The organism is Oleiphilus sp. HI0125, from assembly GCF_001635355.1.
In genome coordinates, this window is record NZ_LWGF01000823.1 from 24,797 (window position 1) to 39,006 (window position 14,210).

At 45.0% G+C, this 14,210-nt stretch carries 13 protein-coding genes; 6 read left to right on the plus strand and 7 right to left on the minus strand.

Going from position 1 to position 14,210, the window contains the following annotated elements:
- Positions 1 to 38: 38 nt before the first annotated feature.
- Positions 39 to 677: an NTP transferase domain-containing protein gene (locus A3762_RS13350; RefSeq protein ID WP_068756043.1), complete on the minus strand. Its 639-nt coding sequence runs from the start codon at positions 675 to 677 to the stop codon at positions 39 to 41.
- Positions 678 to 772: 95 nt separating this feature from the next.
- Here A3762_RS13350 and A3762_RS13355 point away from each other — a divergent pair, with 95 nt between their 5' ends.
- The 5 genes from A3762_RS13355 (at position 773) to A3762_RS13375 (ending at position 8,582) form a co-directional block, all read left to right on the plus strand.
- Entirely contained in the window at positions 773 to 2,920 is a 2,148-nt protein-coding gene (locus A3762_RS13355) for a YgiQ family radical SAM protein (protein ID WP_068756045.1), read from the plus strand.
- Between the two features lie 151 nt (positions 2,921 to 3,071).
- On the plus strand, positions 3,072 to 4,640 hold the full coding sequence (locus A3762_RS13360) for a SulP family inorganic anion transporter (protein ID WP_068756047.1): 1,569 nt from the start codon (positions 3,072 to 3,074) through the stop codon (positions 4,638 to 4,640).
- 297 nt (positions 4,641 to 4,937) lie between these two features.
- Positions 4,938 to 5,735 (plus strand): helix-hairpin-helix domain-containing protein, encoded by a 798-nt coding sequence (locus A3762_RS13365; protein ID WP_068756049.1) that lies wholly within the window; start codon positions 4,938 to 4,940, stop codon positions 5,733 to 5,735.
- 221 nt (positions 5,736 to 5,956) lie between these two features.
- Positions 5,957 to 7,846, plus strand: coding sequence for a GGDEF and EAL domain-containing protein (locus A3762_RS13370; protein WP_156493447.1), 1,890 nt, complete (start codon positions 5,957 to 5,959; stop codon positions 7,844 to 7,846).
- A 148-nt stretch (positions 7,847 to 7,994) separates the two neighbouring features.
- The gene (locus tag A3762_RS13375; protein WP_068477100.1) at positions 7,995 to 8,582 is read left to right on the plus strand and encodes a hypothetical protein; all 588 of its coding nucleotides are present in this window, start codon (positions 7,995 to 7,997) and stop codon (positions 8,580 to 8,582) included.
- 88 nt (positions 8,583 to 8,670) lie between these two features.
- Here the strand turns inward: A3762_RS13375 and hisF are convergent, their stop codons facing one another.
- The 5 genes from hisF to A3762_RS13400 form a co-directional block, all read right to left on the minus strand.
- Complete coding sequence (hisF, locus tag A3762_RS13380; RefSeq protein ID WP_068756051.1) at positions 8,671 to 9,444, minus strand: imidazole glycerol phosphate synthase subunit HisF; 774 nt, start codon at positions 9,442 to 9,444, stop codon at positions 8,671 to 8,673.
- 18 nt (positions 9,445 to 9,462) lie between these two features.
- The gene (gene hisA, locus A3762_RS13385) at positions 9,463 to 10,215 is read right to left on the minus strand and encodes a 1-(5-phosphoribosyl)-5-[(5-phosphoribosylamino)methylideneamino]imidazole-4-carboxamide isomerase (RefSeq protein WP_068756053.1); all 753 of its coding nucleotides are present in this window, start codon (positions 10,213 to 10,215) and stop codon (positions 9,463 to 9,465) included.
- Positions 10,216 to 10,239: 24 nt separating this feature from the next.
- Positions 10,240 to 10,878 carry an imidazole glycerol phosphate synthase subunit HisH gene (gene hisH, locus A3762_RS13390; RefSeq protein ID WP_068755954.1) on the minus strand — a complete coding sequence of 213 codons (639 nt, stop codon included), beginning with the start codon at positions 10,876 to 10,878 and terminating at the stop codon, positions 10,240 to 10,242.
- 69 nt (positions 10,879 to 10,947) lie between these two features.
- The gene (gene hisB / locus A3762_RS13395; protein WP_068477106.1) at positions 10,948 to 11,541 is read right to left on the minus strand and encodes an imidazoleglycerol-phosphate dehydratase HisB; all 594 of its coding nucleotides are present in this window, start codon (positions 11,539 to 11,541) and stop codon (positions 10,948 to 10,950) included.
- Between the two features lie 159 nt (positions 11,542 to 11,700).
- Positions 11,701 to 12,165: an SRPBCC family protein gene (locus A3762_RS13400; RefSeq protein ID WP_068477108.1), complete on the minus strand. Its 465-nt coding sequence runs from the start codon at positions 12,163 to 12,165 to the stop codon at positions 11,701 to 11,703.
- Between the two features lie 127 nt (positions 12,166 to 12,292).
- On the opposite strand from A3762_RS13400, the gene mutY reads away from it, so the two are divergent.
- Complete coding sequence (mutY, locus tag A3762_RS13405) at positions 12,293 to 13,375, plus strand: A/G-specific adenine glycosylase (RefSeq protein WP_068756054.1); 1,083 nt, start codon at positions 12,293 to 12,295, stop codon at positions 13,373 to 13,375.
- A 55-nt stretch (positions 13,376 to 13,430) separates the two neighbouring features.
- Here mutY and A3762_RS13410 read toward each other — a convergent pair whose 3' ends face one another.
- Positions 13,431 to 14,129 (minus strand): type IV pili methyl-accepting chemotaxis transducer N-terminal domain-containing protein, encoded by a 699-nt coding sequence (locus A3762_RS13410; protein WP_082869130.1) that lies wholly within the window; start codon positions 14,127 to 14,129, stop codon positions 13,431 to 13,433.
- Between the last annotated feature and the right edge of the window lie 81 nt (positions 14,130 to 14,210).

Here is a 14,210-nt window from a genome sequence, read left to right on the forward strand (position 1 = left end):
TAACTATGCGTCTTCCTTACAGCATACTCGCAATGCGCTCAGACCACGGGCCTATCGAGATTTGCTAAGTCTGCAGGCGTATCAACATCTTGTTGAACACCCCCTACTTTGCCAACTTTTACATCGTGTTCGCCAAGAAATTTCTTCGGCCGTCTACCTCCGCTCTCATACCACCGCATGAAGTCATTCATTGATTGCTTTGGGAAGTATACTGGTGGACCAATCGAATCAGGATAGGCCGAGGCATACATGCAGTTTTTCTGAATAGCATTGAGCAAGAAACGCACTAAATCAGAATCATTCAATACCGGCTGATCAAGCAACAAAATGAGCGTGCCCTGCTGGGTTTGATTAAGTAAGCTCTTCCGAGATAAACAATGCGAAAGTCCCGCATAAATACTTGCTGCCATGCCTTCTTTCCAGTTCTCACATACGACCACATCGGTCCATTTCTGAGCATCGACAGCAGAATATATTTTTTCTCTGTTCGCTCCTAAAACCAGATAAGACTTAGACTCGTACCCTGACTCGTGAAGTCGTTGTGCTAAGGTCTCCACTCGTCTCTCTGCGAGCTGCAAGAGTGTATCACCTTGAAGTTCTGCCAATTGCTTAGGTGAACCAAAACGAGACGCCTCACCAGCGGCAAGGACAAGGAAGTTTGTGAGGAAAGCAGCCATTGATTATTTTTTGATCTATTTTAACACTTCAAACACTTGGTCAAATCCATAAGTAGATATAGAATGCGCGTCTCTAACAGCAGTACCTAACCAATATGAAAGCAGACAAACACTTATTTTCTTACCCAAAATATTGGGCCGAGTGCTACGGCATCGCGCCATTCTTACCTATGTCTCGTGCCGAAATGGACGAATTAGGTTGGGATAGCTGCGATATTATTATTGTCTGTGGCGACGCATATGTCGATCACCCAAGTTTTGGTATGGCTGTTATTGGTCGTTTGCTAGAGTCGCAAGGTTTCCGTGTCGGTATTATTGCGCAGCCAGATTGGACATCAAAAGATGCTTTCCAAGAGCTCGGCAAACCCAATCTCTTCTTTGCTGTATCAGCGGGCAATATGGATTCGATGATCAATCGCTACACCGCTGATTTAAAGATCCGACATGATGACGCCTATACCCCAGATAACGTTGGCGGTAAGCGTCCCGACAGAGCAGTAACCGTATATAGCCAGCGTTGTAAAGAAGCCTATAAAGGCGTTCCTGTAATTATTGGCGGTATCGAAGCGAGCCTTCGTCGCACAGCCCAATACGATTATTGGTCAAACAAAGTACGTCGTTCAGTGCTGCTAGATTCAAAAGCCGATATCCTCTTGTACGGTAATGCAGAACGTGCGGTAGCAGAAATTGCACACCGTATCTCTCGCGGCGAAACACCGAAAGAAATGACTAACATCCGTGGCACAGCAATTATCGTGAATGAACTGCCAAATGACTGGACAGGCAAAGACTCGTCTCGCTTAGATAAGCCCGGAAAAATTGACCCAATACAAAGTCCTTATATTGATACCAGCGCAAATGGTAAAGGCGAAAATTGTGAAAATGGCGCAAAAGAAATCGAGCCTGAAGACGATACTCATGTATTACGCTTTTGGCCGATTGCAGGAAAGGACAAAGAATATATCTTGCTTCCGTCATATGAAAAAGTTAGTAGAGACCCAGTTCTATATGCTCACGCCGCGCGGGTCATCCACATTGAGACGAACCCAGCAAACGCACATACCTTGGTTCAAAAACATGGCGAACGCTATGTTTGGGTGAATCCACCACCAATTCCTCTAGAGACAGAAGAATTGGACATGGTGTTTGAACAGAACTTCCAGCGCGTTCCTCACCCGAGCTATGGCGATGCACGTATCCCAGCTTATGAAATGATTCGCTTCTCAGTGAACATTATGCGCGGTTGCTTTGGTGGCTGCTCGTTTTGTTCCATCACAGAACACGAAGGCCGAGTCATTCAAAGCCGTTCAGAAGATTCCGTAATTCGCGAGATCGAAAACATTCGGGACAAAACCCCTGGGTTTACAGGCATCATTTCAGATTTGGGTGGACCAACTGCCAATATGTACCACCTGAACTGTAAGTCGGATGAAATCCATGCCAAGTGCCACCGACTATCATGTGTCTATCCTGGTATCTGTAAAAATCTCAAAACGGATCAGTCGGCAACGACCAATCTCTATCGACGCGCGCGAGCGGTACCTGGTGTAAAACGTATCTTTGTCGCCTCAGGTCTGCGTTACGATCTAGCCGTTGAAGATCCTGAATACGTAAAAGAGTTAGTAACACACCATGTTGGCGGTTATTTAAAAATCGCGCCAGAGCATACAGAAGATGGTCCTCTCTCTAAAATGATGAAACCTGGTATGGGCACTTATCATCGATTTAAAGAGATGTTCGATAAGTTTTCTAAAGAAGCAGGTAAAGAACAGTTCTTAATCCCGTACTTTATTGCGGCTCATCCTGGGACACGTGATGAGGACATGATGAATCTTGCGTTATGGCTGAAAGCAAACGGTTTCCGCGCAGACCAAGTTCAAAACTTCTACCCGTCTCCGATGGCAAACGCCACGGCGATGTATCACACGAAGAAAGACCCTTTGCATCGTATTGATTATAAAAGCGATACCATGCCTGTACCCAAAGGTGCGATACAGCGACGTTTACATAAAGCATTCTTGCGCTATCACGATCCAAACAACTGGCCACTATTGCGAGAAGCGCTCAAGAACATGGGCAAAGCCCATCTAATAGGTTACGGTAAAAAGCATCTTGTGCCACCGACGCAGCCCAAAAGCGAAACCCGAAATGCGAAGCTAAAGAAAACTAGTGCGACTTCTAAAATGCGCAAAGGCCGCTTCCACACACAGCATACTGGTTTGCCGCCGCGTAAACATAGATAAAGACTTAACATTGGGGTCAGAGTACTTTTACTCTGACCCCAGTATTTCGAATGTTAATCAGCGATGTAAGACAGGTCGATTTGTAATCGACTCAGGCTAACTCTATAATCCGCGCCCTCTCGCCCTCCATACAAGTATTAATGAGACCCGCATGTTTGAACTATCGGCTAATCGCCAACTTAGCGTAAAAAACGACCTACTTTCAGGTCTTACCGTAGCCCTAGCACTCGTACCTGAAGCAGTTGCATTCGCATTCGTTGCAGGCGTTGAACCTCTTGTAGGTCTCTATGCTGCATTTATGGTTGGCTTAATCACATCAGTGATCGGCGGACGCCCAGGCATGATCTCTGGTGCAACAGGTGCTTTAGCCGTCGTGATGGTTTCACTTGTCGCTGCGCATGGTGTCGAATATCTCTTCGCCACAGTTGTACTCATGGGCATACTCCAAATTGCGGCAGGTATTTTCAAGCTCGGTAAGTTTATTCGCATGGTGCCACACCCAGTTATGCTGGGCTTTGTAAATGGTTTAGCGATCGTTATTTTCCTTGCTCAGCTGGGCCAATTTGGCCAACAAGGCGCTGAACAGGGCTGGCTATCCGGTACAGCATTAGAAGGAAGCATTATCGACATCGCGTGGATGGAAGGCTCTGCGCTCTACAACATGCTTGGTCTTGTCGTCTTAACGATGGCCATTATTCACTTCTTACCAAAGTTGACTAAAGCTATTCCATCGTCACTTGCCGCGATCATCGTTGTATCTCTCATTGTTATCTTTGGCGGTATTGATACACGCGTTGTAGGTGACGTGGCCTCAATTGCTGGAGGCTTCCCAAGCTTCTCGATCCCATCTGTTCCTTTCACATGGGAAACCTTAACGATTATCTTCCCTTACGCCCTAGTACTAGCTACGATCGGTTTGATTGAATCTTTGTTGACCTTAAGTCTGATCGACGAAATCACTCAAACGCATGGCAAAGGAAATCAAGAATGTGTCGGCCAAGGTGTCGCCAATACCGTAACGGGCTTCTTCGGCGGTATGGGCGGTTGCGCGATGATCGGTCAAAGTATGATTAACGTTAACTCGGGTGGCCGCGGTCGCTTGTCGGGAATCTCTGCTGCACTATTTTTACTATGCTTTATTTTGTTTGCATCAAGCCTAATTGAACAGATTCCAGTAGCAGCGTTGGTTGGCGTCATGTTCATTGTTGTAATTGGCACCTTCGAATGGTCAAGCTTCCGTATTATCCGTAAAGTTCCGCGTGCCGATGCTTTTGTATTAATCCTTGTATCAAGCGTCACCGTGGTTACCGATTTAGCCGTAGCGGTTGTAGTAGGTGTGATCGTGTCAGCACTCGTATTTGCATGGCAACATGCTAAGCATGTTAGTGTTATCAAATCTGAAACTAACGAAGGCAGCAGTCTATACGAAGTAGATGGCCCCTTATTCTTTGGTTCAACGTCAAACTTCCTTGAACAGTTTGATGTTGCGAGTGATAAAGAAGATGTCATTGTCGACTTTGCCCGTTCTCGTGTAGCCGATCATAGTGGACTTGAAGCAATTGACACGCTCGCTGAGCGTTATCTAAATGCCGGAAAGACCCTCCACATCCGCCATCTGAGTCCAGAGTGTCGATTGCTCTTAGAAAAAGCTGGTAATCTTGTTGAAGTCAACGTTATTGAAGATCCTAACTATCACGTTGCATCCGACAAATTAGACTAAGTTTTCGCGTAGCGACTCAACCCGCTACGCACTATATTTGCGCGCAAGGCATATGCTTTGCGCACGCTCTGAATTCCCCCTCACTGAATCCTCCGTCCCTTCCCTCCCTGCTAATACTTCATAGCCTCCATAACGCAGTAAAATTCGACAAACTTTAAGAACAAATCTAGTATTTAACCTCAATGCACACCGCTGCCATTATCGGTACGGTTAATGCTTAATTTCTTGCAGCGTCATAATTTTGTAATTACGTATTCCTACTATTTACGCAACTTCATCAGTGGAGCAAAAATAAACATGAGCACTAAAGATAAGTTAGGTATCGACAAAGTTGTTAACCGTATTAACAAAGAGTTCGAATCTACCACCAAACAATTCGACAAACTCGTCAGCGAAGCCTTCAAGCAAATTGATTCGTTACAAGCACAAGTACATGAACCAATGAAAAAGCTGATGGAAGACATCCAAAAAGTCAGTGATCGCGAAATTTCCCGTGCTCAGAAAGAATTAGATAAACGCATCAAGGAATTCAACTCACTACAAGATCAACTGAAAGAAAAGCTAGGCGTTGAAAAGAAAAAAGCTGAGTCAACGATTTCTAAAGCAAAATCGACGGTTGAAAGCAAAGTAAAAACAGTAGAAAAGAAAGTTAAAACAGCCGCGAAAAAAGCCCCTGTTAAAAAAGCTCCCGCTAAAAAGACTGTTGCTAAAAAAGCAGCGACCGTGAAGAAGGCAGTAGAGAAAGACGTAAAAACTGCGAAGAAAGCCGTTGAGAAAGAAATTGAAACTGCGAAGAAAGCCGTTGAGAAAGAAATTAAAACCGCTAAGAAAGCAGTCGAGAAAGAAGTTAAAACGGTCAAGAAAGCCGTTACTAAAAAAGCTGCGCCAGCAAAAGCGGCGGCTAAGAAAGCTGCTGATAATTTAAGTAAGCTACCGGGCGTTGGACCAGCGACCGCGAAGAAACTTGCAGAGGCTGGAATCACAAGTTTCAAACAGGTCGCAAACCCGAGTGCGGCCGATAAGAAAAAATTAGAAGCCTTCGCGAAAACAAAAGGTTTCGCTGATTGGACAGCCAAAGCAAAAGAGCTGATCTAAGCCATTAATTTAACTAGGCCATGCGCAATGCATGGCCTAGTTATTCTCCCTTCATACACATATTTACTTTCATACCTTTACTCAACAGCTTACAAACGTTACACAAAAAAACGATACTTCCCCTGCTTAACTAATCCACTCCCCTACACTGAAATTACATAAAAAATATAACTCGAGTAGGTATTCTTGTGCTTAGTGCATCAACAATAAGAAAAGTATGTTTGGGCGGCATCCTCGCACTTTCAAGCTTCACGCTATTAGCAGATTCATCACTACAGATTTCATCTCATAAAAATGATGAGCTGCTACTGAAAGTCTTCGTGTTTGGTTCTTTAGCCATCATATTCGCGGCAATGAGCTTTGTACTCATTCGATTAAATAAGCGACTTAAAAACAATATTTCGAGCCACCAAGCTACCGAACAAATGATGTCGAAGCTGAGCAGTGCGGTCACAAATAGCGGTGCAAGTATCGTCATGACTAACGCTGATGGTGTCATCGAATACGTTAATCAGAAATTCTGTCGCAGCAACGGCTACCTACACCACGAAGTGATCGGACAATCGATTGATATATTGTCCCCCGAGAGCCATCTCGAAAACGAAACCAGACAATTGCTAGACAATAGTTGTTTGAAATCAGCCTGGGAAGGCGAAGCACTTTGCGTGAAGAAAAACGGCACCGAATATTGGTGTGCGATCACTGTTGCCGCGGTCTATAACAAAGACCGAATCATCACGAACTATGTACTATCTGCGATTGATATTAGTGCTCTAAAAGACGCTAATTCTAAGATGCAAAATCTCGCCTTGTTTGACTCCCTTACAGGGCTCGCCAATCGCCGATTGTTTATTGATCGACTGCATCAATCAGTTTTAAGCGCTCGCCGACACAAGCATACCTCAGCGATCATGTTCCTTGATCTTGACCAATTCAAACGGATCAATGACACGCTGGGCCACCAAGCAGGCGACAAACTGCTGAGCACGATCGCAGAGCGACTTAAAACATGCGTGCGCAAGCAAGACACGGTAGCACGCTTAGGTGGTGATGAATTCACCATCCTACTCAATGATATTTCGAACAATGACAAAATCTCTTCGATCGCGGAATACATTCTCGCGATATTGAAAAAGCCAATCAAACTGGGCAAGCATGAAGTCATCGTTTCAACTAGTATCGGTATTACGATCGCTCCGAGCGATTCAACCTGCAGTGAAACTTTGATGCGCAATGCAGATATGGCTTTGTATCGCGCTAAAGAACGCGGACGAGACGGCTACTGCTTCTTTACTGAAGAGTTGAATGTTAGAGCCAGCCATCTTATGGAGATTGAGCACGAGATTCGCCATGCACTAAGCAATGACGAGTTCTATCTTCATTACCAACCTCAAATCGATTTAAAGACAAACAAAATAAACAGTGTTGAAGCGCTCATTCGCTGGCGTCATCCAGTTAAAGGTGAAATTTCCCCCAATGACTTTATCTCTATTGCTGAAGAAACCGGACTGATCGTCCCGATTGGCGACTGGGTTTTAAAGAAGGCATGTAGCGAAATTCATCAACTCAACCAAGACTCTGGCTTAGATTTACGTGTTGCAGTTAACCTATCAACACGACAATTCACTGACTTACGCCTAGTCAATACGGTGAATAATGCACTAGAAACAGCAGGCATGCCTGCCCGTAACCTAGAGCTAGAAGTCACCGAGAGCATGCTCATGCAAGACATGGAAACAGTGATCGATCAATTGAATCGCATCAAGGCTTATGGCTGTACCGTAAGTATCGATGACTTCGGCTCCGGCTACTCCTCATTTAGCTATCTGAAAAGTTTGCCAGTCGACATACTCAAAGTAGATCGTGAGTTTGTACGCGACATACCAGAAGATCTCAATGCCATGGAAATCACATCAGCGATCATCGCCGTTGCGCACAAACTAAACTTGAAAGTAGTTGCCGAAGGCGTTGAGAGTGAAGATCAGCGTGACTTCCTAGACATTAACAAATGTGATTTCGCGCAAGGCTATTTCTTTAGCAAGCCAATCAATTACGGTGATCTGCGCACATTCTTCCTAGAACGAGAACATAGGCTTGCTGAAGCTGTGTAATTGCAAATAATTGCTAAAACCCTCGAGGGTCAATTGACCTTCGAGGCGTGACCCAAGTCCCCTTCAAAGTGTTACCTCTTTCGTGTAACAAAATGTAATCGTCGGTATACTACCCCCAACTGAGAATAATCATTGGAAGTTGTATTACATGCTGAACATCGCTATCCACGCTTTAGAAGCGCTAACACTTGCTCTCTTCGCTTACGCTGCCTATCGCATCGTAAACTTATCAAAGAAACAGAGCTTCCAAGCCACGACTACTCTTGGCGTGCATAGCGCGTTAGACGACGAGGAAATTCTCGTTGATGAATACGCTACTCCTGCCCCATTCATCACGCGCATTGAAACACTTAAAGAAGCGCAGATTTTTGCAGGCATTCAGATGATCGCTATCAAGCGTGAGTTTCAAGATCTTGAAACAGGTCAACTCGCTTGGTTAAGAGAAGCGATTGGCTATTATCTTATTGGCGCTACTGACATGATCGCAAAGCAAGCAGGTTGCGACTTAAACACGCGTACAAAGTTTAACGAACTCGTTTTGAACACAAACCTTAAGCTTAGCCAGCAAGAGTTTAAGTCGATCACTTTGGGCGCTGCAGAACGCATCACTGGCGATGACGTTGACATGATGATCCTTGCTGGAGCAAAAGCCACTAAGCAATGGCAGGCAACGCAACAAGTAAATGATTCACTGAAATTGCGTACACGTTTGAATGATTGGGGTGTGTTTGCTTAATAGCGAAACGCTTAACGGAAGACCTAAAACGCAAAAAGCCCGAACTTATTTCTAAGATCGGGCTTTTTTATGATCGAAAAATAGGCGCCTACAAACGCATTTCTATACCTTGATCAGACATATGCTTTTTCGCTTCTTGTACCGAGTATTCGCCAAAGTGAAAAATACTCGCTGCTAAAACAGCGTCAGCACCACCTTCAGTGACGCCGTCAGCCAAGTGCTGCAGATTTCCCACGCCACCCGAGGCAATCACTGGAATTGGAACAGCATCAGCGATCGCACGCGTAACACCGAGATCATAACCGCTTTTTACACCATCCTGATCCATGCTCGTGAGCAAAATCTCTCCAGCGCCATATTCTGCCATTTTCTTGCTCCACTCGACGGCGTCTAAGCCCGTTGGCTTGCGTCCGCCATGAGTGAAAATTTCCCAACGAGGTTCTTCACCCTCGGCACTCACCTTCTTCGCGTCAATCGCAACAACAATACATTGACTACCGAACTTCTCTGCCGCCTCACGAACAAATTCAGGATTGAATACTGCAGCAGTATTAATACTCACTTTGTCAGCCCCTGCATTCAGCATGTTACGAATATCTTCGACTTTACGGATACCGCCGCCAACCGTTAATGGGATGAAAACATTCGCAGCTATTTTTTCAACGGTATGAATCGTCGTATCACGACCTTCATGACTCGCCGTTATATCCAAAAAGGTAATTTCGTCAGCGCCCTGTTCATCGTACTTTTTAGCGACTTGTACTGGGTCACCCGCATCGCGAATATCTACGAACTGAACGCCTTTCACCACGCGCCCATTTTCTACATCTAAACAAGGAATAATACGTTTTGCTAAGCCCATGACTACACCTTAAAAATCTTAGTCTTTCGCAACGTAACCACTGTGAATATCACTGTAGTCTTGCGCTTCTTTCACATCGAGCGTTCCTTCGTATATCGCACGACCGGTGATCGCACCACAAATGCCTTGATCAGCTTGCGCAGCCAAGGCTTTGATATCTTCCATATTCGTGACACCGCCCGATGCAATCACAGGAATAGAAGAAGCTTGAGCTAGACGCACTGTCGCTTCAACATTCACACCTTGCATCATGCCATCACGAGCTATATCCGTGTATACAATCGACGAAACACCGGCTTCATCAAACTGCTTCGCAAGATCTGTTGCTTCAACGCTAGACACATCAGCCCAACCATCTGTTGCAACCTTGCCATCTTTAGCATCTAAGCCAACGATGATATGTCCTGGGAAAGCTGCACAAGCTTCCGTCACAAACTCTGGTTCTTTCACTGCTTTCGTGCCGATAATTACGTACTCAACACCAGCATTCAGGTAGGCATCAATCGTATCTAGGCTACGAATTCCGCCACCGATTTGAATCGGTAAATTCGGAAAGCGCTTAGCAATGGCATTTACGATCTCAGCATGAACAGGCACACCATCAAATGCGCCGTTTAAATCCACCAAATGCAGTCGACGTGCACCTTGATCCATCCAGCGACCAGCCATATCAACAGGATCATCGGAAAATACCGTAGAGTCGTCCATACGACCTTGGCGTAATCGAACACACTTGCCGTCTTTAAGATCAATTGCAGGGATAATTAACATATTTATTTCCAAACCAATGCCAGCTTAAAGCTGACCATTCCATTCACTAAAATTCTTAAGTAGTTGCAAGCCAGCATGCTGACTTTTCTCAGGGTGAAACTGCGTCGCAAAGACATTATTTCGCATAATAGCAGCGCTCAAATCGACACCGTAACGCGTCGTACCCGCAACGAGATTTTGATCAATACTAGTTGGCACGTAGTAGCTGTGCACAAAATAAAATCGAGACTGATTGTCAATGCCATGCCACAGCGGATGATCACGCTGTTCCACTTGATTCCACCCCATATGAGGCACTTTCAAACGCTGACCATTTTCACGTAAGTCATCGCCAAAAAACTTTACTTGTCCATCGAACAAGCCCAAGCAATCAACGCCACTATTCTCTTCACTGCTTTGCATCAAGGCCTGCATGCCGACACAAATACCTAGAAAAGGTCGATCTTTGGAAACTTTGGAAACAATTTCATCGACACCCAAACGCTTGATCTCAGCCATACAATCACGCATCGCGCCGACACCCGGCAATACAACGCGATCAGCTGATTCAATCACAGACGGGTCAGAAGTAACTTGAATTGAAGAACCACAGACATGTTCAAACGCACTCGCAACGGAGTGAAGGTTACCCATGCCATAATCAATAATTGCAATAGAACTCATGCTTTGACTTACCTAAGAAGCGTCTTTGCAATCATGCAAAGACGCTTAGAAAGAACGTACTTGTACAGCTTAAAGCGTACCCTTTGTAGACGGCATCATACCTGCCATTCGATCATCGAATTCGAGCGCCATGCGCAGTGCTCGACCGAAAGCTTTAAACACGGTTTCGATTTGGTGATGCGCATTCTTACCTTTCAAGTTGTCGATGTGCAGAGTCACCCACGCGTGGTTTACAAAGCCTTGGAAAAACTCATAAAACAGATCGCAATCAAAACCACCAACAGAGCCTTTTACAAATGGAACATCCATTTCGAGTCCAGGGCGGCCAGAGAAATCAATCACTACGCGCGACAATGCTTCATCAAGCGGCACGTATGCATGCCCATAACGACGAATGCCTTTTTTATCTCCGACAGCCTTAGCGAAAGCTTGTCCTAGAGTGATACCTAAATCTTCAACAGAGTGGTGATCATCGATATGTAAATCACCTTTCACACGCGCTTCAATGTCGATCAAACCATGGCGACAAATCTGATCCAACATGTGCTCTAAAAATGGCATACCAGTGTCGAACTTTGCTTCACCTGTACCATCAAGATTTATTGATACGCTAATTTGCGTCTCTAAGGTATTACGCTCTACTTGCGCTGTTCTGGCGCTCATGTATCACTCCAATTTCTGCATATTAAACAACTGACTAGGCATTTTTATCACACCTTTATCAGCAGGCTCGCGATTATAGCCTTTATGCCTCTGTCTTCCTACCGCCAAAAACAAGAAACCCCCAGTAAAAACTGAGGGTTTTCATGCATTTCGCTTCACTTAGCTATTCAATGCACTTTCAATATTCTCGACGTAGGTATCTACCATACGTACGAATTCGCTTTTAACCACTGGGCTAATGGCCATCTTAAGCAATTTTGGCAATGGCAACTCGAGTTCTGCAGAGCTGCTCAAAGTTAGCTCTGTGCCGCCATCTACTTCAGTTAAAGACCAACCACCAGAAACCTGAGCGTTACCCTCGCCTTTAACGGCCGTCCATTCAACTGAACCATTCGCTTCATCTGACACGTATTTGCTCGCATAAATGGTTTGCAAAGCGTGATCACCAATTCCTACTTTTTCAGTTTCCCAACGGTAAACGCCATCACCTTGATCAATGAGGTTTTCAATCTTTGGAAAATGCTCTGCAGATGCAGGAACGTCTGACAACAACGCAAACGCCGTTGCAACGTCAGCAGAAACAGTAATAGTACGATCGACATCAATATTAACTTTGAATGCCATGAAGCTTTCCTCTTGTTTAATTGTTATTGACGCGCTAGCTTACTCGCGCTTTGCTCAGCATGATAAACAAGTCATTTTAAAAAAGCATCCTACAGCGACTTTCTAATACAGCCTATAAACGACAAACATGAGCCAACAACCAAGCCCATTCTCACCCACTAAAGATTTTGCAAAACGCATATTAGCTTGGTTCGATATTAACGGTAGAAAGGATCTGCCCTGGCAATCTGACAAAACACCATACCGAGTTTGGGTGTCAGAAATCATGCTGCAACAAACACAAGTAGCCGCCGTCATTGGCTACTACCAGCGGTTTATGGAGCATTTCCCAGACATTCATTCCTTGGCCCATGCCGAAGAACAACAAGTGCTCGCTCAATGGGCAGGCCTAGGATATTACGCACGTGCGAGAAACCTTCACAAAGCAGCAAAACATGTCGTCTTTGATTTGGACGGTGCATTCCCGAGTGACGTAGAGAAGATTATGGAACTCTCTGGAATAGGCCGTTCCACCGCAGGCGCCATTTCATCTATTGCTTTCAAACGCTCAGCACCAATTCTCGATGGTAACGTTAAACGCGTACTTACACGCTTGCACGATATCGAAGGCTGGCCTGGTCGGCGAGAAATAGAAAAACAGCTCTGGCAATTGGCTGATAACTACACCCCTACCGAACGATGTGAGGATTACACGCAAGCCATCATGGACCTTGGCGCAACACTATGCACGCGCTCTACGCCGCAATGCACACAATGTCCATTTCAAACTGACTGCCAAGCCTATGCAAATGACACAATCAGGCTTCGCCCAACCTCAAAACCAAAGAAGAAAAATCCAGTGAAAGAGTGCTGGATTTTAGATATTACTTGCAACAATGAAACGTTGTTTGAAAAACGACCTGCTAGCGGGATTTGGGGCGGGCTTCATTCACTTCCTGAATTAAGTCGAGAATACACATACGATGAAATACTCGAAGAAGTAGAAAGACGCTTTGATTTGAAAGGCTTATCTATTGATGAAGCCACGCCTTTTAAACACATTTTTAGCCATTACACACTCTTGGCCCATCCCGTCCGCATCCAAGTATCTCGACAAGAAAACAGTATTCGCGAAGAGAGGCTTGAGTGGCTAACGCACGAGGCGCGTGCACAAAAAGGCTTACCTGCCCCGATCTCAAAATACTTCGAAGAGAAAATAACTAAACCATAGAGCAGCTTATTGGATTTTAAATTGAGCAAGTTGCGCGTTCAGCCTCTCGCTCACCTCACCTAATGAACCGCAGAATGTCGTCTCCATCACGCAAACCAGAGAGCGTTTGATCAAACAAAGAATAAGTATAGAGTAGATTCAACTTGTTATTTTCAACATCAAAACCAAGTGCTACTAAAAAGTATTCTTTACTCATTTTTTGGGTCAACATTCGCTGCTTGCCGGCAAGGTTGATCGTTGTTGCGAGCCCGGGTGAGGCCTCAGTTCCGTTCTTTTTCGCGTCTTTTTCGTATAGCCCAACAGCTTTGTTCATTTGCTTAAGCAAGGGAAGATTCTTTTCTGCAATTAGAGATAATTGATCCTGCGTCACCGCACCTGAACCGATCACATCTTTAATAACCGGATAGAACTCAGCCCAAATACCATCCACCTTGTCGAGCTGTCGTACGATACGTTTCGACTCCGTTGAAGGTAGACCAAGCTCTGCATCGCCGTCACGCAAGCCTTTCAGCGTGCGGTCACACAAATCAGACGTAGCACTTAGGTTTTTGATGTTCTGTTCCGCATCAACGCCTAAAGCAACTAGTGTCACCTCTTTAGACATTTTCTGGGTGAGCATGCGCTGCTTACCAGACAAGTTCAGTACTACACCATACTCAGCCGCGCTAATAGCTAGCGCTGACGGAGAAATACCTGCCAAGACAACAAAACACGATACAGCCAACAAAAAAGAACGAGTAAGAGAAACAAACATAAACATCCTAAACATGCGACACTAAGTAAGTGGATAAAATTTAGACGACATTTATGAAGTTTTTCAGTTGTTTTAAGGCTT